General features: G+C 61.9%; 25 protein-coding genes. 7 read left to right on the top strand and 18 right to left on the bottom strand.

Annotated elements, in window-relative coordinates:
• Positions 1 to 543: 543 nt before the first annotated feature.
• Positions 544 to 1,086 (bottom strand): NADAR family protein, encoded by a 543-nt coding sequence (locus ACFWYE_RS22045; protein WP_379114266.1) that lies wholly within the window; start codon positions 1,084 to 1,086, stop codon positions 544 to 546.
• Between the two features lie 145 nt (positions 1,087 to 1,231).
• Between ACFWYE_RS22045 and ACFWYE_RS22040 the strand changes: the two genes are divergently transcribed.
• Positions 1,232 to 1,606, top strand: a complete 375-nt coding sequence (locus ACFWYE_RS22040; RefSeq protein WP_379114264.1) for a GFA family protein — start codon at positions 1,232 to 1,234, stop codon at positions 1,604 to 1,606.
• A 23-nt stretch (positions 1,607 to 1,629) separates the two neighbouring features.
• On the opposite strand, the gene ACFWYE_RS22035 is transcribed toward ACFWYE_RS22040, so the two are convergent.
• Complete coding sequence (locus ACFWYE_RS22035) at positions 1,630 to 3,141, bottom strand: winged helix-turn-helix domain-containing tetratricopeptide repeat protein (protein WP_379114262.1); 1,512 nt, start codon at positions 3,139 to 3,141, stop codon at positions 1,630 to 1,632.
• 187 nt (positions 3,142 to 3,328) lie between these two features.
• On the opposite strand from ACFWYE_RS22035, the gene plsY reads away from it, so the two are divergent.
• Positions 3,329 to 3,985 (top strand): glycerol-3-phosphate 1-O-acyltransferase PlsY, encoded by a 657-nt coding sequence (gene plsY, locus ACFWYE_RS22030; RefSeq protein WP_379114260.1) that lies wholly within the window; start codon positions 3,329 to 3,331, stop codon positions 3,983 to 3,985.
• 23 nt (positions 3,986 to 4,008) lie between these two features.
• Here plsY and ACFWYE_RS22025 read toward each other — a convergent pair whose 3' ends face one another.
• The 8 genes from ACFWYE_RS22025 to ACFWYE_RS21990 all read right to left on the bottom strand — a co-directional run bounded on the left by ACFWYE_RS22025 (position 4,009) and on the right by ACFWYE_RS21990 (position 12,633).
• Entirely contained in the window at positions 4,009 to 4,920 is a 912-nt protein-coding gene (locus tag ACFWYE_RS22025) for an agmatinase (protein WP_379114259.1), read from the bottom strand.
• A gap of 188 nt (positions 4,921 to 5,108) precedes the next feature.
• A complete protein-coding gene (locus tag ACFWYE_RS22020) occupies positions 5,109 to 5,267 on the bottom strand; it encodes an MYXO-CTERM sorting domain-containing protein (protein ID WP_379114257.1) in 159 nt (52 codons plus the stop codon).
• 127 nt (positions 5,268 to 5,394) lie between these two features.
• Positions 5,395 to 6,576 (bottom strand): glycosyltransferase family 87 protein, encoded by a 1,182-nt coding sequence (locus tag ACFWYE_RS22015; protein ID WP_379114255.1) that lies wholly within the window; start codon positions 6,574 to 6,576, stop codon positions 5,395 to 5,397.
• Positions 6,577 to 6,787: 211 nt separating this feature from the next.
• On the bottom strand, positions 6,788 to 8,425 hold the full coding sequence (locus ACFWYE_RS22010; protein ID WP_379114278.1) for an ABC transporter substrate-binding protein: 1,638 nt from the start codon (positions 8,423 to 8,425) through the stop codon (positions 6,788 to 6,790).
• 195 nt (positions 8,426 to 8,620) lie between these two features.
• Positions 8,621 to 9,571: an alpha/beta hydrolase gene (locus ACFWYE_RS22005; protein WP_379114253.1), complete on the bottom strand. Its 951-nt coding sequence runs from the start codon at positions 9,569 to 9,571 to the stop codon at positions 8,621 to 8,623.
• A gap of 38 nt (positions 9,572 to 9,609) precedes the next feature.
• Positions 9,610 to 10,290, bottom strand: coding sequence for an isochorismatase family protein (locus tag ACFWYE_RS22000; protein WP_379114251.1), 681 nt, complete (start codon positions 10,288 to 10,290; stop codon positions 9,610 to 9,612).
• Positions 10,290 to 11,594 carry a M24 family metallopeptidase gene (locus ACFWYE_RS21995; protein WP_379114250.1) on the bottom strand — a complete coding sequence of 435 codons (1,305 nt, stop codon included), beginning with the start codon at positions 11,592 to 11,594 and terminating at the stop codon, positions 10,290 to 10,292. The genes ACFWYE_RS22000 and ACFWYE_RS21995 overlap by 1 nt, the downstream gene beginning before the upstream one ends.
• Positions 11,595 to 11,682: 88 nt before the next feature.
• On the bottom strand, positions 11,683 to 12,633 hold the full coding sequence (locus ACFWYE_RS21990; RefSeq protein WP_379114249.1) for a GlxA family transcriptional regulator: 951 nt from the start codon (positions 12,631 to 12,633) through the stop codon (positions 11,683 to 11,685).
• A 449-nt stretch (positions 12,634 to 13,082) separates the two neighbouring features.
• On the opposite strand from ACFWYE_RS21990, the gene ACFWYE_RS21985 reads away from it, so the two are divergent.
• The 5 genes from ACFWYE_RS21985 to ACFWYE_RS21965 all read left to right on the top strand — a co-directional run bounded on the left by ACFWYE_RS21985 (position 13,083) and on the right by ACFWYE_RS21965 (position 17,652).
• The gene (locus ACFWYE_RS21985; RefSeq protein WP_379066823.1) at positions 13,083 to 14,342 is read left to right on the top strand and encodes an ABC transporter substrate-binding protein; all 1,260 of its coding nucleotides are present in this window, start codon (positions 13,083 to 13,085) and stop codon (positions 14,340 to 14,342) included.
• Between the two features lie 67 nt (positions 14,343 to 14,409).
• A complete protein-coding gene (locus tag ACFWYE_RS21980; protein WP_379066821.1) occupies positions 14,410 to 15,327 on the top strand; it encodes a carbohydrate ABC transporter permease in 918 nt (305 codons plus the stop codon).
• Entirely contained in the window at positions 15,324 to 16,205 is an 882-nt protein-coding gene (locus ACFWYE_RS21975; protein ID WP_379066819.1) for a carbohydrate ABC transporter permease, read from the top strand. Before ACFWYE_RS21980 ends, ACFWYE_RS21975 begins: the two co-directional genes overlap by 4 nt.
• A gap of 6 nt (positions 16,206 to 16,211) precedes the next feature.
• Positions 16,212 to 17,327, top strand: a complete 1,116-nt coding sequence (locus ACFWYE_RS21970) for an ABC transporter ATP-binding protein (protein WP_129413431.1) — start codon at positions 16,212 to 16,214, stop codon at positions 17,325 to 17,327.
• Between the two features lie 7 nt (positions 17,328 to 17,334).
• Positions 17,335 to 17,652, top strand: a complete 318-nt coding sequence (locus ACFWYE_RS21965; RefSeq protein ID WP_379066817.1) for a Dabb family protein — start codon at positions 17,335 to 17,337, stop codon at positions 17,650 to 17,652.
• Positions 17,653 to 17,702: 50 nt separating this feature from the next.
• On the opposite strand, the gene ACFWYE_RS21960 is transcribed toward ACFWYE_RS21965, so the two are convergent.
• The 8 genes from ACFWYE_RS21960 to ACFWYE_RS21925 form a co-directional block, all read right to left on the bottom strand.
• A complete protein-coding gene (locus tag ACFWYE_RS21960) occupies positions 17,703 to 18,548 on the bottom strand; it encodes an EamA family transporter (RefSeq protein ID WP_379114247.1) in 846 nt (281 codons plus the stop codon).
• A gap of 223 nt (positions 18,549 to 18,771) precedes the next feature.
• Positions 18,772 to 19,836: an ABC transporter ATP-binding protein gene (locus tag ACFWYE_RS21955; RefSeq protein WP_379066813.1), complete on the bottom strand. Its 1,065-nt coding sequence runs from the start codon at positions 19,834 to 19,836 to the stop codon at positions 18,772 to 18,774.
• Between the two features lie 20 nt (positions 19,837 to 19,856).
• Entirely contained in the window at positions 19,857 to 20,648 is a 792-nt protein-coding gene (locus ACFWYE_RS21950; protein WP_379114246.1) for an ABC transporter permease, read from the bottom strand.
• The gene (locus ACFWYE_RS21945; protein WP_379114276.1) at positions 20,645 to 21,487 is read right to left on the bottom strand and encodes an ABC transporter permease; all 843 of its coding nucleotides are present in this window, start codon (positions 21,485 to 21,487) and stop codon (positions 20,645 to 20,647) included. Before ACFWYE_RS21945 ends, ACFWYE_RS21950 begins: the two co-directional genes overlap by 4 nt.
• 134 nt (positions 21,488 to 21,621) lie before the next feature.
• On the bottom strand, positions 21,622 to 22,728 hold the full coding sequence (locus tag ACFWYE_RS21940; RefSeq protein WP_379114244.1) for an ABC transporter substrate-binding protein: 1,107 nt from the start codon (positions 22,726 to 22,728) through the stop codon (positions 21,622 to 21,624).
• Between the two features lie 260 nt (positions 22,729 to 22,988).
• A complete protein-coding gene (locus ACFWYE_RS21935) occupies positions 22,989 to 24,161 on the bottom strand; it encodes an iron-containing alcohol dehydrogenase (RefSeq protein ID WP_379114242.1) in 1,173 nt (390 codons plus the stop codon).
• A 24-nt stretch (positions 24,162 to 24,185) separates the two neighbouring features.
• Complete coding sequence (locus tag ACFWYE_RS21930) at positions 24,186 to 24,710, bottom strand: DUF2569 domain-containing protein (protein WP_379114240.1); 525 nt, start codon at positions 24,708 to 24,710, stop codon at positions 24,186 to 24,188.
• A complete protein-coding gene (locus ACFWYE_RS21925) occupies positions 24,707 to 26,095 on the bottom strand; it encodes an aldehyde dehydrogenase family protein (protein WP_379066805.1) in 1,389 nt (462 codons plus the stop codon). Before ACFWYE_RS21925 ends, ACFWYE_RS21930 begins: the two co-directional genes overlap by 4 nt.
• Positions 26,096 to 26,237 lie beyond the last annotated feature (142 nt).

The following is a 26,237-nucleotide window of genomic DNA, read 5'->3' as shown; positions in this document are numbered from 1 at the left end:
GCTGGAGACAGGCTCTATAGCCGGACGCCGACATCCACTGTAATTGGGTATGTTTGCACAACAGGAGGCTCGCCCGGCACTTGGCGATCATTTGGCAGCTGAGCCAATCTTCGTCGATTGGCGAAACACCTTGAGATTGAAGGCCAGCTAGAACAGGCTCCAGCCATTCGCCAGCCTTCCATAGGCCGTACCCCCGCCAAACAGACCGGCCCAGCACCTACGATGAGTTCGTACGGCCATTGCTGGCAGAGCGCCAGCTACCAAGAGAATGAATAGCCACACACCGAGCGGCCTGCTCCGTGCCCGCACCATTGCACAATCGCGCCAGCATGAGAGGGCGTCAATCCATGCTACGTGGAGGGGGCACAGGTTCAATCCCTGTCACGCCCATCATCCGGGCTTCCGGTCGTGAATGATCGTCACCCGAAAAATCGTCGGGTCCAATTCTTCCACCATTCGCAGCATCGAAAAACGCAACTTGCAAGCAGTCTGCAAGACCTGTCACACGCTCAGGCTTGATCGCGTGGCTTGGCTCTCGCCTTGCTAGTTGCGCAACCGATCCTTTGCTTCCATCAGAGCAAAGCCAAGAAGGTTCTGGCCTTGCCACAGCATCGGATTCTTGGCGCGGTCGTCATCCGCTGCCAGTCCGATGCCCCAGACCCGATCAACCGGACTTGCTTCGACAAGAACCTTTTCACCTGTCGTTAGCAGAAAGGCCGTCAGCTCCGGATTCTGCCTGAATTTTTCAAAGCTGCCTTCCGCAACGATGCGCTCCTTGTTGTTGTCCCAGGACGGCCCATCAAAGTTGCGCACTTCACGGCCAAACTGCTTTACCTGCTTGGGACTGAAAGCTCCGATGATCTTCAACCTCGTCTCATTGTCTCCGAAAAGCCTGGCCTTTTCGGCCATCATCCAATGTTCCGCGGTGCGATACTGTATACCGGCAACTTCAAAGGGAGACGGCCACCATTGGCTGAAGCAGGATACGGTGAGGCGACCATCGCTGGATGGCTGGTGCCCCCAGAAAAACAAGAACTCCAGCGCAGCGCCCGAACGAAAAACATCTTGAAGCTGATCAATGCGCATGTGTGCGTCCATCATCCCTAATTCGAAGAGGCACCGCTCTTTTCAACGCGCTCGGCCACGGCCAAGCGGATGGGCAGATCTCTCTTTATGGACAAGAGGTAGCATCGCAGCAAGGATTGCTGCGAATCGATTGGAGATTCCAACAATGACCACAGAACGCCAGGGCGGCTGTGCGTGTGGCAAGGTTCGCTATCGGGTATCGGGCGATCCGTTGCGCGTAGGCCTCTGCCATTGCACCGACTGCAGGCGCACCAGCGGGTCGGCATTCACTTTCTACGGAATCTGGCCGCTGGCAGCATTCGAGTGCGAAGGACAGACCTCGGCTTACAAAGACCGCAGCTTCTGCCCGACCTGTGGTAGCCAGGTGTTCGCGCTCAGCGACACCGAGGCGGAGATCATGGCCGGTACGCTCGATGAGGCGCCGTCCGGTCTTGTCCCGCAATACGAGCTTTGGATTCCGCGCCGCGAGCCCTGGCTGCATGCCCTGCCCGGAACCGATCAGTTCCCGGGCAACCGCTGACCCCCGACGCCGGCTGTGGACATTCAGTCCGGAAGACCGGCCTTGCGAAAACCCTCGACGAAATGCTGCAGCATCGCGGCGTCGCGAAATGGCTCCGTCGCAGCCCAGTGGCTGGTCGTGAAATGGGGGTTGCCGACAAGAAACAGTTCAACCTCGGCGCGAGCCTCATCGAGGTGACCGAGCTGTGCAAGGCTTGCCGCCAGGAAACGGCGCGAGCTTGTGCGATACGTCTCGTCGCTGCGCAGCGTCTCGACAGCGGCCACATAGTCCCGGGAGGCATATTGCGCCTGGCCGAGCGTCGAATAATACCAGCTGGCCGGGTAGGGGTTCAGCCGGAACGCCTTGCGGATGTGCTCGAGCCCTTCATCGATCCACCCGGCCAGGACAGCGACGTCGGACAACGCCGCCCAGGCATCGGCCTCATTGGGATCGAGCTCGATCGCCCTGGCGAATTCCGCGTCCGCTTCCGCGAAACTGCGTTCATAGGTCAACAGATAGGCCAGCACCCAGCGGCAGCCGGCATCGTTCGGATCGATCGCCACGGCCTTGCGCGCCAGTTCCAGGGCAATTGTGCGATCCTCTTCGGTCGGTCCGCCCCAATGCACCCATCCCATCCAGCGGTTCATGGCAAGCCAGCGGTAGGGTTCGGCATAATCGGGATCGAGCGAAACCGCCCGCGTCAGCATCAGATGCGCTTCCCGCGCCGTCTGTGGCGAATCGTCCATCAACCTGCGGGCCCTGACGCAGAGGTCGTAAGCTTCGAGATTCCTGGGTCGATTGCGCGGCGTCGAGGCGCGCAGCCGACCCAGCAGCGCCTCGACGATCTTGGCTGTCACCTCGTCCTGAACGGCGAAGATATCCTCGAGCCCCCGATCGAAGCGTTCGGCCCAGAGATGCTCGCCGCTCACGGCGTCGACCAATTGGGCGTTGATGCGGACATGCCCGGCAGCGCGGCGCGCGCTTCCCTCCAGCAGGTAACGCACACCAAGGTCCTGTGCGATGGTGCGCTCGTCCATTGCCTTCCCCTTGTAGGCAAAGGCCGAATTGCGCGCGATGACGAACAGCCCGGGAATCCTGGAAAGGTCGGTGATCAGGTCCTCGGTCAACCCATCCGCGAAGGATTCCTGCTCGGCATCATTGCTGACATTGACAAAGGGCAGCACCGCAATGGAGGGCTTTGCTGGCAACGGCAAGGGTTTCCGCTGCACGCTGTCGAGTTTCTCGACGCTGCTTGAGAAGCGATAACCGATGCGTGGCACAGTGGCGATCCATTCACCGCTGCCATCACCAGCTGGACCAAGCAGCTTCCTGAGTTGCGCAATCTGCACCGTCAGATTGCCTTCCTCGACGGCCATGCCCGGCCAGGCTGCATCCATCAGTTCGGTCTTGCTGAGGATTTCGCCAGCCCGCCCGACAAGAGCCGCAAGCAACTTCACTCCACGATAGCCCATGGACACAGGGGCATCGTTCCGGGTCAGCGTTCCCGCATCCGGATCGAGTAGGAAAGGGCCAAAGGCAAAGCGCGATGCTGGCATGGCGCATCCTTAGAGCCTTTCCAGCTCTGAGGAAACCGGGACACCGGAGGCGGGTCGATCCAGCGCCCGGGGCCAACCCGCCCAATGGAAAACCCCTGTCGACGCAAGGCAGCCCGGTGTAATTGGTGCTGGACGGACAATGGCGGCGATCTTCAGACGATCTCTGCCTGAAGATCGAGGTATTGCCATGGTTTTCTGGGCTGCGAACATCGTCGTGTTGGCGGCGGCCTATCTTCTCGGCTCCATACCCTCGGGCTATCTGGCCGGCAGATGGCTGAAAGGCATCGACATCCGGGAGCACGGCTCCCGATCAACCGGGGCAAAAAATGTCCTTAGAACGCTCGGAAAAGGCCCGGCCCTGACGGTTCTGCTGGTCGATGTCCTGAAAGGCGTGGCGGCAGTCGTCCTTGCGCGCTGGTTTTCCCCCTGGTTCTCTTCAATGCTCCAGGATGCGGTGCCCGCGGCCGACCTGCACATGTTGGAACCCTGGCTTGTCTGCCTCGCCGGGCTCGCTGCGCTGCTGGGGCATGGCCGGTCGATCTGGCTGAATTTTACAGGAGGCAAGTCGGCCGCGACAGGGCTCGGCGTGCTGCTGGCGATCTCCTGGCCGGTGGGTTTGGGCGCGGCAGCGGTCTTTGGCATTTCGCTGGCCTTGTCGAGAATTGTTTCGCTGAGCTCGATGCTCGCGGCCGTGACCGCCATCGCGCTCGTCTGCTTCCTGGAACAGCCCTTGGCCTATCGGTTGCTGGTGCTTGCGGGTGGCGTCTACGTGATCATGCGCCACAGCGCCAACATTCGCCGGCTGCTGTCAGGGACGGAGCCCCGCCTTGGGCAGAAATCCTGATCGGCGGCGGTCGACTGGCCGGATCACGCTTGCCTGACAATGGCACCGATCGCATTCACGAGAAGGCGTGACGCGGTCTGTGCCGTCAGGCCATCGATGTCGGCCGGAGGATAGAACTCGACGAGATCGAATCCGACGATCCTGGCCCGGTCGCCGACGCCCGCAATCAGGTCGATCACCTGCGTGTAGGTCAGTCCGCCAGGCGTGCGTGCCGCGACACCCGGCATGATGCCGGGATCGAGACCATCGCAGTCGAGGGTAACGACCACCCTTGCACCCTCTGGAATATGCCGAAGAGCGGCTTCGACGCCCTTGGCATGCACGTCGCGGGCGGTGACAAAGCGGCTGCCATAGTGTTGCGCCGCTTCGATTTCAGACCGCCCTGCGCTGCCGACGCTGCGCAGGCCGACCTGCACCATGCCTGCGACGTGCGGCATCTCGCTCGCCCGACGCATCGGGCTCGAATAGCCGAAGCGCTCGCCATGCACTTCGTCGCGCCAGTCGATATGGGCGTCGATCTGCAGGATCCAGACCGGCCCATGCTCCGCAAAACCGGCGAGGAACGGGATGACCACGGAATCGTCACCCCCGAGCAGGATCGGCACGGCCAGCAGCGCCAGGACCTCGCGGGTCTTCGCTTCGATCCCCGCCCGGTTGCCGGCATTGTCGTGCATGGTCGTCGCAATGTCGCCGACATCGGTACAGGAGGCCGATCCACCGCCGAACAGTGGACCGCCAAGATCGAAGTCCCAGTGTTCGACAAGCCCTGCATCATCCTGGCTGGCCGCGCGTATCGCGTTGGCGGCTGAAACGTAACCGCTGCTGTCCTTGCCGAGGTAGGTGCTGCCATGCCCAGCTCCAAAGATGACCGCACGTGGCATGCGACCATCGGCGAGGTGACTGGAAAAGCCGAGAAAGGATGGTGAAGTGGGCATCTCTTGACCGCTGCGATGAGGGTTTCGCTGAATTCAGGAGTGGGCAGGCTTGTTTGCCGAGATCCCGTCCAGGGGTCTTCGGGATCGCAAACCTAGCCTATTTGGAAGTTTTGAGAACTATTTGGACGGCCTTAATTACGACGCTGGCTGCGTCCGGCAGAATTCAACCTCATTTCCCAGGCGAGGGCCTAGCCCTCGAGCCGATATGGAGGTTGCCATGAACGACTCCCTTTGCGTCTGCCCTTCACAATCAGGGCGAACAGGACCATCAGCCAGGCGGGCGCCGCACCCGCGCCACCGTCTGTTGAACCTGTTCGACAGCATTGCGGCCTGGCAGGAACGCACACGCTTTCGCTGGGAACTCAAACGGCTGGCAAGAGATAATCCTCACCTGATCGATGATCTGGGTCTCACCAGGGAACAGGTCGAGGACGAGATCGCCAAGCTACCCTTCTGGCAGCGATAGCTCTGCTGCTAACCCGTCCTGGCTCGCGATATCGTCGCCGACAGCCGCTGGTCTGCACCGGTTGTGACCTGCCGGTAAAGCCAATGCAGAACCGGGACAAGAACCAGCGTCATAGCCAGCGGTTTGAACCAGGGATTCAGGGCGAGGTGAAGGCTGCGGTCGATCCCGGTCCATCCGCACATGAAGACCACGGCTCCCAGGACCAGTGGCAGGTTCCAGCCCTCATCCCGGGTTCTCATCAAGGAAATGGCAAGCGCGGCCGGCGCGACGAGCATGACATAGGTGTTGGATTCGACCCTGGGGTTGAAAACCGTCATGTAATACGCCGCCAGCAGGAAAATGGCGAAGGCGCTCAACTGGCGATCGTTTTTCCTGTCCAGCCAGAGCGAGGCAAGCAGCACGGCGGCAGCCACGGCCAAACGCAGGACGATGGTCACGCCGGCTGGAACGGAAATATCCAGAGCAGCGAAAAGCCCCGTAAAATCAGCCGCTTCGAAGGTTCCAGACCGGTTTGCCCCCATTGATGTGAGCAGCCGGAAGAATTCGGCATGCTGGGCATTCACATAGTCTGCCGGGGCAAACGCATAAGGGATGGCGAAAACCAGACCGATCGCGAGGAGCAGGAAAGGGAGCAGCCGCAGTCTCATGGCTCCAACCAGCAGGATCATGACGATCGCTGTCGGCTTGGCAATCAAGGCGACAGACGCCCACAGCATCGTTTCGGCGCGACGATTGTCCAGGGCGGACAAGGTCAACAGCCAGCAGGCTGCCGTCAGCAGCACCGTTGCCTGACCGTTGCGGATGGCACCGAGCGACAGCGGGATGGCCAGGAAAAAAGCCAGTGATGCAATGTGCTCCGCCTTGACCTTGTCGAAGACGCGAGCCTGCTTGACGATCGCAAAGGTGAGCAGACCTACGCCGAGAAGCCGCCACAGGATTCCGCCCAGTTCGGACCCGAGCCAGGCGAACGGGCTGTAGAGCGCGGCGAAGGCGGGCGTATACAGATAGCCCATCGCGCTGTTGAGGTCGTAGAGCGGACGTCCCGCGTGGAACATCGCGGTGCCGAATTCATAGGCTGGCAGCACCGAATGTGACAGCGGTTTAAGGGCCGCCAGGCAGACCGCGGTTACGACGGTCAGAAACCACAGCACGAACCCACTGCGCTGATAGAGCGCTTTCAACGAATGCACGATAACCCCCAAAACCCCAAGCGCACAAAATATGCGCAACACCCAATGCACCGCGACATTGGCGGCTTTGGGGCGTCCGGCGTTCCCTTGTTGGTGCAGATTGGGAAATCGCCTCAGCATCATACCCATCTGCAGGAACGCTTCCGCGAAGCGCTCCTACACCATGTTTTGTGGGGTTTTGTGACAGGTCACGCAGGCGCCCTGTGGCGCCTTACCCTTCCAGCCACACCTTCTCGAAATGCTGCTCAAGCGCCTGGTGTTGCTCACAATTGTGCACGCCGCTGCGGAAGCTGCGGAAGACCGAGCGCCAATATGGCTGAATGATGATGCCGGCATCACGCAGATTCCGCTCGATCTTGCCCATGACCTCCTGTCGCTGCCTGGCCTCTGGCATCGCCAGCGCCCTGTCGAGCAGTTCGTCGAATTCCTTGCTGGAGTAAGCGCTTTCATTCCAGGCGGCGCCGGACCGGTAGGCGAGCGCAAGCACCTGCACTCCCAGCGGCCGCCCCAGCCATTCCGTGCAGGAAAAGGGATACTTGCTCCAGTCGTTCCAGAAGGTGGCGGCTGGCAGTACCGTTCGCTTCACCTTCAACCCAGCCTCGCGCATCTGCGCCGCGATCGCGTCGCCTGACGACTTCTGCCATTCCACATCGACGGAGATCAGGTCGAACTCGTGATCGGCCTTGCCGGCTTCCTTGAGCAGAGCCTTGGCCTCATCAACCTTGCGCACCGCGGGACCGACATCGGCATATTCGGGATGCATCGGCCCGACATGATGGTTGTCGGCTGGCTTGCCGCGATCATCGAGCGCGATCTTGAGCACCGCGCTGTTGTCCACCGCGAGCTGTGCCGCGCGCCTTACCCTGACGTCCTCATAAGGAGCATTGTTGACGTTGAAACGCGCCACGATCGTCGAGCCGGTCGCGATCTCGGATTGACCGAGCCCGATCGCCACGGTCTGCGACAGGATATCGGCCGACGTCTCATGGTTGGTGTCGATCTCGCCGGATTCAAAGGCCGACAGCATCGGGCTCGGATCGGAGCCATAGTCGATCCACTTGATCCCATCGAGATGGACTTCGCCTTTCCACCATTTCTCCTTGCGCTTGACCTCGGCGCCGGTTTCGGCATCCCAGTTCACCAGTTCGAATGGGCCAGTGGTGATGGCCAGCGCCTTTTTCGGATCGCCGTCGCCCTGATAGGAGCGGTGCATGATCAGCGCCGGGTAGTCGGCCATGCCGGCAATCAGCGAGATGTCCGGTTTCGGCAGGTTGAGACGGATGGTGTGGTCGTCCACGCGCTCGATGCCGCCCGCCACAGCCTTCTTGGAATTGCCATCGACCAGCGCCCCCATCCGCGCGGCCAGCGAATTGCCAGCGACATCGGCCTCGCACCAACGGGTCAGATTGTGGACGACATCGTCGGCATTGAAGGCGTCGCCATTCGACCAGGTGATGCCCTTGCGCACCTTCAGCGTCAGCGTCCTGGCATCGTCACTCATCTCCCAGGCTTCCAGCAGCCAGGGCTCAAAGCTGAAGTCGCGGTTCCAGCGCACCAGATATTCGTTGCAGTGCCGTGCGACATTCGACATCTCGACGCCGTCGAAAGTACGCGGATCCTTGAAACCCTTGACGTTCATGGCGACCTTGAGCACGCCGCCCTTCTTCGGCTCCTCGGCGCGGGCAGGTGTCGGCGCGATCCCGCCAAGCGCAAAAGCGCCGGCTGCACTCACGCCGAGCGCGGCCATCGCGGCGAGATATTCTCGCCTGTTCATCCCGCCTTTCCTGAAGTCATGCGCCATCGGTTCGGCGCGCGGGTGCAGCGGCCGGTCGGTCAACATCAGCTTGATCATGGCTCTCCCCTGCCTGACCCCGGCTTGTTCACGGCTTGACGATTGCCGGGCGTTCTCGGTAGAGCGAAGGATAAGTCCGGAGCGGAACCGGAAATGTTCCGTTTCCCGTAAATCTTGTGCGCTGTTCCGCGCCTGTTGGCTGGAAAGCGCGACGCCCCGTGCAAAACGACAGACGCCAGGCAACGCAGCCGGTCAATACGGCCAGCGGCCCTCACCCAGCGCCGTGATCGCCGCGACGATATCTGTCATTGCCTCGCCCGCTCGCGGTGCGCGCTTGCGAGCCCGCAGGAAGCTATGCGTCAACCGTCTTTCGTTGAGCCATGCCGCTCTTCCCCCGGCGGCGAGGATGCGGTCGCGATAGGTTTCGCCGTCCGACGACAACGGATCACATTGGGCTGTCACGATCACCGTCGGTGGCAATCCGGCAAAGTCGGCGTCCAACAGCGGTTCCAGTGTTGCGTCGCCCGGTCCAGCCGCCTGGCCGGTGCGTACCTGCTTGTAGAAAGCGAGATCGGCCGTTGACAGCAACGGCGCTTCGGCATGCTCGACATAGGATCCCGCCGAAGGATCGCCGCCAAGGCTCGGATAGATCAGGACCTGACCGACTGCCGGTCTTGGCCGCTCACGCGTGGCATGGGCCACGGCGGCGGCCAGATTGCCGCCGGCACTCTCTCCGCACAACACGATCGGAAGTTCGGTTCCGGCCACAAGCCAGTCGAAAGCGGCGACAGCATCTTCAAAGGCGGCAGGATGCAAATGTTCGGGAGCCAGACGGTAATCTATGGAGATCACGGCAAAGCCGGTTTCGTCACAGACGTCGGCGCAGATGTCGTCGTGGCTGTCCAATCCGCCGAAGACAAAACCGCCGCCGTGAAAATAGAGGATGGCCGCCCGCGGCGGGCGGCCATCCAGCCGGTAACGGCGAAATGGGATGGTGCGATCCGCCAACGGGATCGCGCCATCCTCGGTTTCGACACCGGCAGGGCGGCCGGTATGAAAGGCGGCCGCCATCTCGTCATAAAATGCACGCTCCTGGTCGACAGGCATGTCTACGACGGCCGGGAGATGCCTTGCGGTCACCGCGTCGATGTAGGTCCAGTACTCCGGATCGAGCAGTGCCGCGTATCTTCCGCGATCGATCATCCCTCAACTCCGGCCGGGCGTTCCGGTGATCCCGGCATTCAAAGCGACTGATAGAGTTCCGCCGCGTTTTCATAGGTGAAGCGCATCGGCACGGAGCCTTCCACCTGCCAGGCGGTAACCACCTCGCCCGCCATCAGCCGGCATGCCGTGCCCGTATCGGCCACGGCGCCGCCGTAGAGACGGTTGGCAAGATTGAGGATCGCCGTCTGATGCATGGCGGCACTGCCGCTGCCGCAGGCATCCTTGACCAGCAGCACGCGGAAGCCGGCGGTCACCGCGTCGCGCACCGTCGCGTCGATGCAGGCCTCGGTCCAGACCCCGGCAACGATCAGCCACTCGATGCCGTCAGCCTTGAGACGCTCGATCGCTTCCGCTGTGTGGAAGGCGCTCGCATGCGCCTTGATCAGCAGCGTTTCGCCGGCTGCCGGTGCCACTTCAGCACAGATTGCCGTCAGCGGATCGTCCTTGCTGGAGAAGGCCGATTTGCCATTTCCATCGAGAGGGTGAAACGGCCGCTCCTGCGTGTCGAGATCGACGATGTAGGCCCAATGATAGAGCGGCACGCCGTTCACCCGCGCCGCGGCTTGCAGCCGCTGCACATTGGCAAGCAGGCCGGAAAAGCCTTCGACCAGATAACGGCTGTCCTTGCGGTGCTCTTCCTGCAGGTCGATGAAGACGGCGGCAGCGGTGCCGCGCCGGATCGAAACAGGCGCCTTCATCAGGCATGGCCTTCGAGGAACTCATCCTCGTAGGGAAAGCGCGACAGCAGTTCCGTCCCCGTTTCGGTGATCAGCATTTCGTCCTCCAGCTTGACGCCCTCGCGTCCACCTTTCTCGCCGATGTAGCTTTCGACGGAAACCACCATGCCGGGCTGCATGATGCCGTCGCGTCCATAGGTTTCATAATCCATGGAGTGCGCGATGAAAGGCGTTTCGCCGTGCATGCCGACCCCGTGCATGACGGAGGTGTAGCGCTGGTCGACGAAACGGTCCGGGATCTTCCAGGCCTTCTCGGCGATCTCACGAAACGCCATCCCCGGCTTCACGATCGAAATGTTGTGCTGCACCTGGTCATGGGCCATGCGGTAAAGCATCTTCTGGTAGTCGCTCGGCCTGCCCGGTCCACAACGGAAGGTGCGGGAGAAATCCGAATAATAGCCATAGCAGCCGATCGTATCGGTATCGAGCGCCACCAGCTCTCCAGGCCGCACCTTGCGGCCGCTCGCCTCGTTGAACCAGGGATTGGTGCGCTGGCCAGAGGTCAAGAGCCGTGTCTCGATGAACTCGCCGCCTTGCCGGATGACTTCGTGATACATGATGGCGAAGAGCTCGTTTTCGGCGACGCCGGGTTTGATCGCTTCGCGCACGGCGGCAACCGCGGCCTCTGCGCCGGCCATCGAGGCGACGAGGCATTTCACCTCCTGCGGTGTCTTGATCGCCCGCACGGCCAGGATCTCACCCTGGCAGTCCTTCACCTCGCAGCCACGCTTCTGCAGCGCCAATGCCTGCAGGTGGCTGCAGCGGTCCAGCCCAAGCTTCATCGAGCCGCCGCCATGCGTCTTCAGCAGATCGGCGATCTCGTCGGCGAAAGGCCCGGCCGTCTCGTCGTCACGGCCGGAAACCGAGGACCACACCAGTTTCGAAGGCCTGGCCTCGTCCACCGTGTCGAGCACCATGGAGACATGGTAGCTCTGCGGATATTCGAACAGCACGATCGGCCCTTCGGTCGGGATGAAGAAGTAGCGTGTCGAATTGCGCAGGAAATAGCCGAACATGTTGCGCGAGCCGGTGGCGTAGCGCTGGTTGTAGGGATCGAACAGCACAACGGCGCCATAACCTGCCTCGCGCATCCAGCCGCGCAGCCGCTCGAGCCGTTCCTTCCTCAGCGCCGCCGCGTCGATGAAAGAAGGCTCCGTGTCGGAAAGCCACATGCCGCCGGCGGGATCTGCCGTCGCCGGGTGACGCATGCGATCCTTGAAGTCGACGTCGTCGGTGCTGTCGGGGTCGAAAACCACAATGCTCATGCCTGCCTCCTGGGGCTTTGGACAATGGGGCAAATGGCCGATCGGAATTGTGCTGAAAGCCGCAAGGATCGTGCGGTGATCCGCGTCGCTAGTTTCGTCGCGCCGCCTTTGGCGTATGGCCGTACTGTTCGCGAAAGGCACGGGCAAAGCTCGACATCGAGGCAAAGCCGCAGGCCAGCGAAACCTCCCGCACTGCGAGTGTCGAATGCGCCAGCAGATCGGCGGCGCGCTTCAGTCGCAGCCGGCGATAATAACTGTTCGGCGACGTGGAAAGTTCAGCGCGGAAACTGCGTTCCAACCGGTCCGGCGAAACGCCAAGGCGCTCTGCCAGGTCCCCCATGGCAAGCCGTTCCTCGACCGCGTCTTCCATGATGGCGATGGCCGACAGCACCAATTCATTGCGCACGCCGGTACGCAGCCGCAACGGCATCAGCTTGCGATCGACGCTTGAGCGCAGCGGACTGTGTACGAACCATTCGGCGACACCAGCGGCGAGTTCGGCGCCATAATCGCCGGCAACGATTTCCAGCATCATGTCCAGGCTGCCGACCCCGCCCGCAGACGTGAAACGCCGACGATCGATGACGTAGAGATCGCGGCGAAGGTCGATCTCGGGAAATGCCTCGGTGAAGGCTGCCTGGCTTGTCCAATGCAAAGTGCAGGCGTGCCCGTCGAGCAGGCCGACCCGTGCAAGGAAGAAGGCCGCGTCGGCCACCGCGCCGAGATGCGCGCCGCCGCGCAGGCTCTTGCGAATCCAGCTGACGGCGTCTGTCGCGACCAGATGATCGGCATTGCCGCCGGAACAGACGACGATGCGGTCCGCTTTCGGATTGGCCGCTGCCGCGAAGCCCGGCTGGATGACGACACCGTTGGAGGCCCCGACCGGTTCACGATCCGCGCCCACGATAATCCAGCGGTAGCATTCCCTTTTTGCCAGCGTATTGGCGGCGCGCAACGGCTCGATGATCGATGAGAACGCCATCATCGGAAACTGCGGGAACACCAGGACGGCGAAGGTGATGGGGGCGTGACTGACCATGGACCTGATTTTGGCAGGGTTGCGTCTCTCATCCGGCGTCAATGGCGCGACACCTCACGCGCGATGAGAATTTACCGACGATGTTCGAGTCAACCTTGTCAGGCAGCACGCACCGCATGTCGATGTTGTTGGCGAAGCAAAAGGACATGGCGTGTTGCGCCAGGTAAGAATGATCAAACGCCGCTCTTGCCAGGCATTTCGGAATTGATCATACTCCATGAATAATTCCGACCGATGCTCGCGATCGATTGGATTCACGAAGTTCCAGACATCCTAACGCGATCAGGGAGGGCGCATCGGGATGGCCGGCCGGCCCAGTCGCGGGCTGAGGAATTACACCGGGAAAGACATTCAGGTTTCATCACGGTTCGCGCATCCCTGGTGCTCGAACCGAGTTGGGAGGTAGCCGGCGACAGCCGGTCATGTGACTGCAACAAGGGAGGAAGTTCATGTTGCGCAAACTGCTTATCGGAACGATGCTCGGCTCGGCACTCACCGCCGGCTATGCTGCATCGACCTATGCCGCTGGTGGCTCGGTCGAAGTGCTGCACTGGTGGACCTCTGGTGGCGAGGCGGCCGCGCTCGACGTTCTGAAGAAAAAGCTCGAAAGCCAGGGCGTGACCTGGAAGGACATGCCGGTGGCCGGTGGCGGCGGTGAAGCGGCGATGACCGCACTGCGCGCCCGCGTCACCGCCGGTGATCCACCGACCGCAGTGCAGGCTCTCGGCTTCGACATCACCGACTGGGCCAAGCAGGGCGTCGTCGGCGATCTCGGCGAAGTGGCCGACAAGGAAGGCTGGGACAAGGTGGTCCCGACCGCGCTGCAGAATTTCGCCAAGCATGACGGCAAGTGGATCGCGGCACCGGTGAACGTGCACTCGACCAACTGGGTCTGGATCTCCAAGAAGGCACTCGATGCCGCTGGCGGCAAGGTTCCCGAGAACTGGGACGAGCTGATCGCCGTGCTCGACAAGATGAAGGCAAACGGCATCACGCCGCTCGCCCATGGCGGCCAGGCCTGGCAGGACGCCACCATCTTCGACGCCGTCGTGCTTTCGCTTGGCACCGACTTCTACAAGGCCTCGATGATCGACAACGATCCCGCCGCCCTCGGTGGCGAGAAGATGGTCGAAGCCTTCGACCGCATGGCCAAGCTCAAGAGCTATGTCGACAAGGACTTCTCCGGCCGCGACTGGAACCTGGCCTCGGCCATGGTCATCGAAGGCAAGGCCGGCATGCAGATGATGGGCGACTGGGCCAAGGGCGAATTCCTCAAGGCCGGCCAGAAGCCGGGCTCGGACTTCGTCTGCATCCGCTTCCCAGGCACTCAAGGGTCCGTCACCTTCAACTCCGACATGTTCATGATGTTCAAGGTCGGGGACGACAAGAAGGCGGCACAGCTCACCATGGCCTCCGATATCGAGAGCCCCGACTTCCAGTCGTCGTTCAACGTGGTGAAGGGTTCGGTGCCGGCACGCACCGACGTGCCTGACACCGCTTTCGACGACTGCGGCAAGAAGGGCATCAAGGATCTCGCCGAAGCCAATTCGTCCGGCAAGTTGTTCGGCTCGATGGCCCACGGCTATGCCGTACCGGCAGCGGTCAAGAACGCCATGTATGACGTGATCACCCGTCACTTCAACGGCGAGCTGGACTCCAAGGCCGCCGCCGCCGCACTGGCCGAAGCCGTTGCCGCCGCCAAGGGCTGACAAGGTCTGAACTTCCGTGCCCCGGCTTCGGCCGGGGCACCCATTCTTTTTCGAACCGAGGCGACCCATGGCCGACGCCACCATGACCGGGCGAAATGCCCTAGCAAATCCGCGCGCCACCCTGCAGGACCTGTTGCCTAAGATCGTGCTGGCCCCGAGCTTCGCGGTGATCCTGATCTTCGTCTACGGCTTCATCGCGTTTACGGCCGTGCTGTCCTTCTCGGGCTCGAAGCTGCTGCCGGATTTCTCGACCTGGGTCGGTTTCGGCAACTATGTGCGCCTGTTCAATCATCCGAACTGGATGGTCGCGCTGAAGAACCTCGCGATCTTCTCGATCCTCTACATCGTCATCTGTTCGGTGATAGGGCTCGCACTGGCCATCTTCCTTGACCAGAAGATCCGCGGCGAAGGCGTGCTGCGTCCGATCTACCTCTACCCGATGGCGCTGTCCTTCATCGTCACCGGCGTTGCCTGGAAATGGTTCCTCGACCCCGGCATCGGTCTTGAGCATGTCATGCAGTCGATCGGCTGGGAAAGCTTCTCGTTCCGCTGGATCAAGGACGGCAAGATGGCGATCTACACCATCGTCATCGCCGCGGTCTGGCAGTCGTCGGGTTTTGTCATGGCGATGTTCCTCGCCGGACTGCGCGGCGTCGACAACGAGATCATCAAGGCCGCCCAGATCGATGGCGCCTCCACCTTTGTCATCTACCGCCGCATCATCATCCCGCTGATGCGCCCGGTCTTCCTGTCCGCCTTCGTCGTGCTCGCCCACCTTGCCATCAAATCCTATGACCTGGTGGTGGCCATGACCGATGGCGGCCCGGGAACCGCGACCTGGACGCCGGCGCTGTTCATGCAGAAATTCACCTTCGGCCGCAACGAGATGGGCATGGGTGCTGCGTCCGCTATCATCATGATGATGATGATCTTCGCCATCATCGTTCCCTATCTCTACTCCGAACTCGGGGGGAAGAAGAAATGAGCGCCCCCTCGCAAGACGTCGCCACGCGCAACGGCGTTGTCGTCCGTGCGCTGATCTATGCGCTGCTGATCCTGTTCGCGGTCTACTACCTGCTGCCGCTCTACGTGATGGTGGTGAATTCGTTGAAACCCCTCGACGAAATCCGTCAGGGCAACATGCTGGCCCTGCCGCAGCAATGGACTGTCGCACCCTGGCTGTCGGCCTGGTCGACAGCGCAGATCGGTGTCTCGCCGACCGGCCTGAAGCCCTATTTCCTGAATTCGGTGCTGATGGTGGTGCCAGCGGTGGCGATCTCGACGATACTCGGGGCGCTGAACGGATATGTGCTGACCAAGTGGCGCTTCAAGGGCGACAACATCGTCTTCGGCATGATGCTGCTCGCCTGCTTCATCCCCTTCCAGATCGTGCTGATCCCTTCGGCACGCATCCTCGGCCTGCTTGGACTGGCCGGCACGGTGCCAGGCCTGGTCCTGATCCACGCCATCTATGGCCTCGGCTTCACGACGCTGTTCTTCCGCAACTATTATGAAGCCTTCCCGACCGAGCTGGTCAAAGCAGCGCAGATCGACGGCGCCTCCTTCTTCCAGATCTTCCGGCGGATCCTCCTGCCCTCGTCGGGCCCGATCATCGTGGTGACCGTGATCTGGCAGTTCACCAATATCTGGAACGACTTCCTGTTCGGATCGTCCTTCTCCAGCGTCGATTCCATTCCCATCACGGTGGCGCTGAACAATCTGGTCAACTCCTCGACCGGCGTGAAGGAATACAATGTCCACTTCGCCGGCGCGATCCTGGCGGCCCTTCCCACCCTTATCGTCTACATCGTCTCCGGACGTTATTTCGTGCGCGGCCTGATGGCCGGCGCCGTGAAAGGCTAAGGCACCATGTCCTTTCTTGAGATCGACAATCTCGAAAAATCCTTCGGCACGACCAGGATCCTGAAGGGCGTCACGCTCGGCATCGAGGAAGGCGGCTTCCTTGTGCTGGTCGGCCCCTCCGGCTGCGGCAAGTCGACATTGCTCAACACCATCGCCGGGCTGGAACAGATCACCAGCGGCGAGATCCGCATCGCCGGCAAACGTGTCAACGAACTGCACCCCTCGAAGCGCGACATCGCCATGGTGTTCCAGTCCTATGCGCTTTATCCCAACATGACCGTCGGCGAAAACATCGGCTTCGGCATGGAGATCCGCGGTGTCGCCAAGCCCGAGCGCGACAAGGCGATCGCCGAAGTGGCGCAGCTCCTGCAGATCAGCCACCTGCTCGACCGCAAACCCAGCCAGCTTTCCGGCGGCCAGCGCCAGCGCGTCGCCATGGGCCGTGCCCTGGTGCGCAAGCCACAGGTCTTCCTGTTCGACGAGCCGCTGTCCAATCTCGACGCCAAGCTGCGCATCGACATGCGCACGGAGATCAAGCGCCTGCACCAGCGCATGAAGACGACCATCGTCTACGTCACCCACGATCAGATCGAGGCGATGACGCTGGCGACGAAGATCGCGGTGTTGAAGGACGGCATCCTGCAGCAGTTCGGCACGCCGGCGGAAATCTACAACAATCCGGTCAACATGTTCGTCGCCGACTTCATGGGCTCGCCGGCCATGAACCTCGTGCCTGCAACCATCGGCCAGAGCGGCAGCGAAGCCACCGTCGAGCTCGCCCGTGCCGGAGCCGCCCCCGTCTCGCTCGCGCTCAATGGCGCGTCAAACGCCCTGTCGGCCTATCGTGGCAAGGAAGTGGTGTTCGGTATCCGCCCCGAAGCCCTGACCGATCCCGATGGCGCCGACCGCAACGCGAAACATCTGGTGACGACCGATTGCCACATAGAAGTCGTCGAACCTGCCGGCTCCGACACTTTCGCGGTCACCAATCTCGGTGGCAAGGGCGTGGTGGCTCGCCTGCGGGCCGATGCGCGCATCAAGCCCGGTGCCACTGCCCCGCTTACCTTCAACCTGACCAAGGCGGTGTTTTTCGATCCGGCGACGCAGGAAAGGATCGCGTAGGAATGCCATGATCCGCCACTGTGTTTTCGTGAAGTTCCGCGATGATGTTCCCGCGGCGGAGAGATCGGCAATTCATGCAGACCTCTCCGCTCTTCGCACTGTGATCGACGGCATGGGCGCCGTGCATTTCAACCGCAACATCAGCCCCGAACCCTTCGCTCGCGGTTTCACGCATGGCTTCACCATCGACTTCACTGATGCCGTCGCTCGTGATGCCTATCTGGTTCACGAAGCGCACAGACTAGCCGGCGGACGCCTTGTCGCCGCGCTTGATGGCGGCACGGACGGCCTGATGGTCTTCGATCTGCAGATCAGCGAGGACTGATGCGGCGGAATGCGATCTGCATTCCCTTCTCAGATCCGCAGCTTTTGCGCTCAGCCCAGTCTCAAGGCGACGACGCCGGCGACAATGCCGAGTGCGGCCGCCGAGCGCCACACCGTCATCTTTTCGCCGAGCGCGACGACCGAGATCAGCATCGCAAACAGGATCGAACTCTCGCGCAGCGAGGCCACTGATGCGATGGGCGCCTTGGTCATTGCCCACATGACGATCCAGTAGGCCGCACCACTCAGGCCGCCTGTTACGACACCGACCTTCCAGTCGCGCGCCATCGCGGGCAATGACTGCGGCCCACGCACCAGAAGGCACAGGATCAACGACCAGATGCCGTCGGCCAGGAACAGGTAGACGGCGTAACTCGAAGCGCTGGCGGCAAGGCGCGCGCCGCTGCCGTCGGACAACGTATAGCTGGCGATGAAAACGGAGGTGGCGAGCGCATAGCCCACAGCGTGCGGATTGAGCTTCTCAAGATCACTGCCGCCGCGAAAAGACATGACCAGCGTGCCGGCGCACAGGAGCAGGATGCCGATGATCGACAGCGGCCCAGGCACTTCCGAAACGACGAAGATGCCACCTATGGCAGCAAGCAAAGGCGCGGTGCCACGTGCCAGCGGATAGGTCTGGGCAAGATCGCCGGCCCTGTAGGCGCCGATCAGGCAAAGCTTGTAGCCCATGTGGAACATGGTCGAAGCCAGGATCCACGGCCAGACTTCACTCCTGGGGAATTCGACAAAGGGCAGAGCCAGCAGCGCCATCGAAGCCATGCCCAGCGTCAGCACGGTGACCGAGAGGAAGCGGTCGGGGTGCACCTTGACCATCGCATTCCAGCTTGCGTGCATGGCGGCAGCAGCCAGCACGGCGAGGAAGACGGCAAGGCTCATGCGTATCCGGTCCCTTCAGGCGGCGCGCCCTCGGACGCACAGCCATTCGCCGGATACATCATCAACTCGAGAATTCGTTATCCGGCTCAGCTCTTGTGCCGGAATACGCCTTTGCGCGGCACGCTGCAATGGACAGCCGGCAGGCGAGACTTTGGACCAGATGAGCGGGTACCACGCGCCTCAACCGGAGATGCGCGGCAGTCCAGCGGGCGGCGAAACGATCCTAATGCAGGACCAGCACGTCGCCTGAGGAGAAGGAAATCTCCGCCTTGTCGCCGACATTCGGCGGTGGGGTCGAGGAGTTGTTGAAGGTGTCGAGCGAAATCTTTGAAGCGCCGATGCCGACCCTGACGCGGATCACCGACCCCAGGAAATGCACGTCGGCGATCTCGCCGGACAATGTGGCGTCGTGGCCCGGGCGCGGTCCAAGCGCGATCGCTTCGGGTCGCAGCGCCAGCGAAAGCGTGTCGCCGGTCTTGGAGCCGTTCAGCTTGCCCTTGAGGCCGATCTCTTCGGCATTGATGCGTACGCGGCCGGAACCGGCATCGCTGACCACGCCTTCCAGCACGTTGAGGGTGCCGACGAAATTGGCGACGAATTTTGTGGCCGGGCGGTTGTAGATTTCGAATGGTGCGCCGACCTGTTCGGCCCTGCCGCCATACATCACCGCGATGCGATCCGAGATCGACAGCGCCTCTTCCTGGTCGTGCGTCACGAAGATGGTGGTGATGCCCAGTTCCTTCTGGATGGAACGGATTTCATCACGCAACGACACGCGCACCTTGGCATCCAGCGCCGACAGCGGCTCATCGAGCAGGAGCAGCTTCGGCTTTGGCGCCAGAGCGCGGGCCAGGGCGACGCGCTGCTGCTGGCCGCCGGAAAGCTGGTAGGGGTAACGATCGCCCAGTTGCGGCAGCTTGATCAGTTCCAGCATCTCGGCCACGCGGCGGTCACTCTCGGCCTTGGCGACGCCGGCGACCTTGAGGCCGAAGGCGACATTCTGCGCCACGGTGAGATTCGGAAACAGTGCGTAGGCCTGGAACACCATGCCGACATTGCGCTGGTTGGGCTTCAGCCGGGTCACATCCTTGCCGCCGACGATGATCGATCCGGCGGTCGGTTCCTCGAAGCCGGCGACCATGCGCAGCACCGTCGTCTTGCCGCAGCCCGACGGGCCGAGGAAGGAAACGAACTCGCCGCGTTCGATATCGAGGTTGAAATCCTCGACCACGGTGGTGGGACCGAAGGTTTTCTTCACATGCTGGATCGAGAGGAATGGATCGGCCATGGGCTGGACTTTCTCGGGGCTCAATTCGGGCGGTTCGCCGATTTCGGCGCGAAACGGGAGAGTACCTGGATCACGGACATGCAACCCCAGGTGATGGCGAAGGCGATGATGGCAAGTGCCGCCGGCTCATAGGCACGGTTGGCGCCGATGTTCTGCAGATAAGGACCAAAGGCGGGGCGATTGAGCAAACTGGCTATGGTGAATTCGCCGATGACGATGGCGAAGGTCAGGAAGGCGCCAGAAAGCACGGCGATCAGCACGTTGGGCAGGATGACGCGGCTGATGATCGTCGTCCAGCCCGCGCCGAGGATTTGCGCGGCTTCGGTCAGGGTGCGCACGTCGATGGTCCGCAAGCCGGTGTCGACCGCGCGATACATGTAAGGCAGCGCCAGCGTCGCGTAGCCGATGACCAGCAGCGCATTGGTACCCATATCGCTCGACAGGAACGGCAGCGGCGAATTCGAGCCGTACATGCGGATGTAGCCGAAGACGATGACGATCGCCGGGATGACCAGCGGCAGCAGCGTCACGAATTCGACCACCGGCCGGAGCTGCGGCAGGCGCAGCCTGATCCAATAAGCGGTAGGCACCACCAGCAGAACGCCAAGGATGATGGTGAAAATGGCGGCCACCACCGAGAAGGTGAAGCTTTCCTGGAAGCGCGCATCGCCGAGCACCACCCTGTAGGCTTCGAACGAATACTCTCCACGCTTCATGCGCATGGAGAATTCCATCGTCGCGATCAGCGGAACAAAGAAATAGGCAGCGCCAAGGATAAAGGTGACCCAGGCCCAGAACTTGCCCGACTTCATTTCAGCCACCTTTCCGAACGGGTCCGGAACCAGATGTAGAAGACATTGGCGAGTCCGGTGATGAAGATCATGCCGAAGGCGATGGCATAGCCCAGATTGGCATTGTGCAGCACGTCGCCGCGGATCTGCGCGTAGAGCACGATCGGCACGATGTTGAGCGATGAGCCGGTCAGCGCATAGGCGGTTGCGATGGCCCCGAAAGCATTGGCGAAGAGCAGGATGACCGTACCGAGGAAACTCGGCCAGATCACCGGGATGACGACCATGCGCCAGTATTGCCATTGGGTGGCGCCAAGCGTGGCGGCGGCCTCTCCCCATTCCCTCCGGATACCGTCTATGGCCGGCGTGATGATCACGACCATCAGCGGAATCTGGAAATAGAGATAGGTGAGCGTCAAGCCCCAGAAGGAGAGCACGTTGAAGCCGTGCTGGTAGAGATCGAAACCGACCGAACGCAGAAGCACGGTGACGAGGCCCAAACGGCCCAGCGTCGCGAGAAAGGCGAAAGCCAGCGGCACGCCGGCGAATTGCGAGGCGACACCGGAGAAGGTGAGCGTCGCGGAGCGGGTCCAGTTGGGCAGCCCGCCACGCACGATCGCAATGGCGATCGCCAGACCGATGAACGCGCCAAGAAGCGACGACGCGACGGAAACCTTGATCGAGATCCAGTAGGCGGCAAGAATCGTCGGCTGCGAGAGCTCGACAATGTTTTCCAGCGTAAAGGCGCCATCCACGTTCTGGAATGCGCCGACAATCAGATACAGCGTCGGCAGGATCAGGAACATCAGCGCGAAGATGATGAACGGCGCCACGCCCAGCCATTGCGTCGGCAGCCGCATCGTGCGCGCCTGCGCCGGCGGTAGGGTTTTCCCGGCGGCAGCCGGTCCCGAAAGGCTGATATCAGTCATGCCGGCCTGTCCCTACCCAAGAAGAATCCGGGCGGCACGGGGCCGCCCGGACTGTCATCAGCAAATTACTTGACGTTGGCGCCGACCGCCGCATCCCAGTTCTTGGTGATCGCTTCCTTGGCGGCACCCTGCTCGTCCAGCGTCGGGAACACGGCCTTTTCATAGGCAGCGGCCGGCGGCAGCTTGTCGAGCAGCTCCTGCGGGATCTTGCCGTTCTTGGCGAGATCGTTGAAGCGGATCGGGTGGCAATAGCCCTTCAGCCAGCCGATCTGGCCCTCGTCGGAATAGAGGTGCTCCATCCAGAGCTTGGCAGCGTTCGGATGCGGCGCGTAGGCGCTGATCGCCTGCACGTAGACACCGGCGACAACGCCCTTGGCCGGGATGACGATCTCGGTCGGCGGATTGCCGTTCAGCGTGTCACGGCCCGACAGGTTGTTGTAGTCCCAGTTGATCAGGATCGGCGTCTGGCCCTGGGCCAGCGTCGCCGGCTTACCGATGACCGGAACGAAGTTGCCGGCAGCGTTGAGCTTCTTGAAGAACTCGAGGCCAGCTTCGCCCGCGGCCTTGCCAGCGGCGGCGCCGGAGGCGAGACCGGCGGCGTGAACAGCCTGGATCGCCTGGTTGGACGCGCGCGGATCACCGGCCAGCGCAACCGAGTTGGCGTATTCCGGCTTCAGCAGGTCGTCCCAGTCGGCGGGGATGTTCTTGACCAGGTCCTTGTTCACCATGAAGGACAGCACGCCGTAGTAGTCGCCGTACCAGAAGCCTTCGGCATCCTTGGCGCTGTCGGGGATCGAGTCCCAGGTCGAGACCTTGTAAGGCTGGATCAGGCCGTCCTTCTTGGCGGACGGGCCGAAGGAGAGGCCGACGTCGATGACGTCAGGCGCCTGCGGGCCCTTGTTGTCCTTGTTCGCCTTGATCGCCTCGATCTCATCGCCCGAACCAGCGTCGGGGTTGAGTTCGTTGACCTTGATTTCCGGATATTTAGCCTTGAAGGCGTCGATGACGGCGCCGTAACCGCACCAGTCGTGCGGCAGCGCGATCGTGGTGAGCTGACCTTCGGCCTTGGCCGCGGCAACGAGCTCAGCTGAAGGCTCGGCCGACGAGATCGCCGTCGTGACCATCAGGGCCACTGCCGTAAGGGAAAGCACTTTTCCCGTGAATCTGAACATTTGTCTCTCCGTTGAACTGCGCCGTGGGACGCCAGCAACTGGCTGGTATCCTCGATATATGACAGTCCGATGAAGGCGGACCGCCCCCGCGCCCCGAAGGGCAGGAAAAAGTTAACTACAACTGCCGGACACCCGCAATCGGGTGCCCAATCATTTTCCGGCTAAACTTTTTGGCGCCTCCTCCCAGCTCTTTCGTTCCCCTTGCTTTTTTTATTTTTCGCAAGCTTGCGAAAGACAGTCGCACCTGTCTCGCGCGTCTCTTATACCGTTCCCGACAAAGAGTTTTCCAGCAGCGACAACGCCGCCTTCTTAGTCAGCTTAACAGGATTGCCGCCGGCGGTCGGGTCGACGATCGCCATGTCGGCGATCAGCGCCTTGCGCTTCTTGTCCATGTCCAGCCCCTTGATCAGGCCGCCGAGCGTGTGGGGAACCTTGAGTTCCTTGCGCAGCTTGATGATGGCCTTGGCGAAGCCGTCGAAGCCGCCCTTGATCCCGCAATAGGCAGCCAGGCGTTCGATCTTGCCCTCGATGGCATCGCGGTTGAAGGCAAGCACGTAGGGCATGAAGACGGCATTGGTCATGCCGTGATGGGTGTCATAGAGCGCACCGATCGGATGCGACAGCGAGTGGATCGCCCCCAGACCTTTCTGGAAAGCGGTGGCGCCCATGGCAGCCGCGCTCATCATATGCGCGCGGGCAGTCAGGTCCTTGCCGTCGGCGTAGGCCTTGGGCAGGTTCTCGAACACCAGCCGCACGCCTTCGACGGCGATGCCGTCGGCCATCGGATGATAGCCCGGTGCGCAATAGGCCTCCAGGCAATGGGCGAGCGCGTCCATGCCGGTTCCGGCGGTGATGAAGGCCGGCATGCCGACCGACAGCGCAGGATCGGCGAGGACGATGCCCGGCAGCATCTTCGGGTGGAAGATCACCTTCTTGGTGTGGCTCTCCTCATGCGTGATGACGCCGGCGCGACCGACTTCCGAGCCTGTGCCGGCAGTGGTCGGCACGGCAACGATCGGCACGATGGCGTCGGAGTTCGCGCGCGTCCACCAGTCGCCGATGTCCTCGAAATCCCAGACCGGACGGGTCTGGCCAGCCTGGAAGGCGATCAGCTTGCCGAGATCGAGTGCCGAGCCACCTCCGAAGGCAATGACGCCGTCATGCTTGCCCTTCTTGAACGCCGCGATGCCGGCAGTGAGGTTGGACTCGATCGGATTCGGCTTCACTTCCGAAAAGACGGCGTAGGGAACTTTCGCCTCGTCGAGGATCTTGAGCGTGGAAGCGACCACCGGCAGCTTGGCAAGGCCCGGATCGGTGACGAACAGCGGCTTCTTGATACCGGTCGCGGCCAGCGCATCCGGCAATTCCGAAATGCGGCCGGCGCCGAAACGCACGGTGGTGGGGTAATTCCATTTCGAGACGAGTTTGGACATGTGTTGTTTGCCTATTGGATGAATTCAATTGGTGAATGTGTTGGCGACGCGTCGCGAGAGCCTCATGTACGGTATCCAGATCACCGAAAAGACCACGCTACGGAGGAGTTCTGTTGTCGTCTGCTCATCCAGCAGCGTCTGATTGGTTGCCTCCAGGAGATCCCCGAAAAGGACCTGCGTTCCGATCAGATCGAGGACGATGAAGGCCAGGCCTCCGGCAGCCCATATGACGAACAGGCGCTGAAAGGAGGCGCTCCGCCGAAACAGCAGCACCAGCAGGATAACGGGCAGCACAATCAGGACAATGATGTTGCCGACAAACTCCAGTACCAGGAAGGCCGACAGACTGCCCGGCAGGCGCTGCATCGACGCAAGCAACTCTCCGTAGCCTGCCAGATGAAATACGCCGCGCAGCGGTGTTACCAGCAGTCCGATGATCGGCAGGACCAGCCAACCGCCCAGACCGACGGGGCCGTCCGGAAACGGATGGTTCACATCCGTCCGGAGGTTCCCGGCGATCGGGTTGGGATTTGGCCCTTCCTGGCTCATACCTTCTCGCGCAAGTGGTAGCTCTTCGGCCGGGTCAGATTGTCGTAGCCGATCTGCGACAGCGCTGCGCCCTTGCCGGTGTCCTTGACGCCGGTCCACACCAGCGCCGGGTCGAGGTAGTCGCAACGGTTCATGAACACGGTGCCGGTCTCGACGCGATCGCCGATGGCGACGGCACGGTCGGTGTCGGCCGTCCAGATCGAGGCCGTCAGCCCGTATGGGCTGTCGTTCATCAGCGCGATCGCCTCCTCGTCGTTGCGCACCTTCATGATGCCGACGATCGGGCCGAAGCTCTCCTCGCGCATCACGCTCATCTGGTGATCAACGTTGGTAAGGACCTCGGCCGGCAGATAAGGAGACCCGGCCTTGTCCGCGGCGTCCCTGGTGTTCATGTGCGCGGTTGCACCCTTGCGCAGGGCCTCGGCCTTCTGCTCGCGGATGAAGTCGGCAAAACGCGCCTGCGCCATCGGCCCCATCGTGGTTGCCTGATCGAGCGGATTGCCCAGGGCATAGCTTTTGGTTTCCGCGATGAAGCCCTCGACGAAATCATCATACACCTTCTCGTGCACGTAGACGCGTTCGATGCCGCAGCAGCACTGGCCCGAATTGAAGAAGGCGCCCTCGACGAGATTGGCGACCGCGTGATCGAGCTTGGCGTCCGGCAGCACATAGGCAGGGTCCTTGCCGCCGAGTTCGAGACCAAGCGTCATGAAGGTGCCCGCCGCCGCCTTCTCGATGGCGCGCCCGCCGGCGACCGAGCCGGTGAAGTTGACATGGTCGATCTTGCCGGAACCCAGCAGCTTCTCGGTCTGCGCATGGTTGAGCACGATGTTCTGGAAGACATGTTTCGGCAGTCCGGCAGCCTCGAAAGCCTTGGCGAAACGCTCGCCGACAAGCAAGGTCTGCGCGGCGTGCTTGAGGATGACGGTGGAACCAGCAATGAGCGCCGGCACGATGGTGTTGACCGATGTAAGATAGGGATAGTTCCAGGGCGCGATCACCATGACAACGCCGAGCGGATCCTTCTTCACATAGCGGCGGAACCCGTCCTTCGGATTGGAGGCTGGCACCGGCGCCAGAGCACGCTCGGCAATCTCGACCATGTATTGCGTGCGTTCCTTGACGCCGCCGAACTCGCCGCCATAGCGTACCGGCCGACCCATCTGCCAGGCCAGCTCCGGCACGATCTCGTCGGCCATGCCAACGAGCGCCTCCAGCATCTTCAGCATGTATTTGGCACGCTCCGCCACCGGCAGCCGCGCCCAGTCTGCCTGGGCGGTACGGGCGCGCTCCACGGCGGCGTTGATGGCCTGGTCCGTCGCGACCGGTCGCTCGACATAGATCGAGCCGTCGATGGGAGATGTGAGCTTGACCGTTTCGGTCATATCGATGTCCTTCATATCAAAAAAGGTGGTTCGCCGCTTCTTTTTCAAAGAGCCCGCGAACGGGATAAGCCGAACAGCAGCGTCTATACGAAATGCATTTCGTCAAACAGCCCTGTCCGGCTCCATGCGGATGGCGTTTCCG

The organism is Mesorhizobium sp. NPDC059025, from assembly GCF_042739655.1.
In the GTDB taxonomy this organism is placed as follows: Bacteria; Pseudomonadota; Alphaproteobacteria; order Rhizobiales; family Rhizobiaceae; genus Mesorhizobium.
Note: the sequence above shows the minus strand (reverse complement) of the source record. Positions and strands in the feature narration are given on the sequence as shown.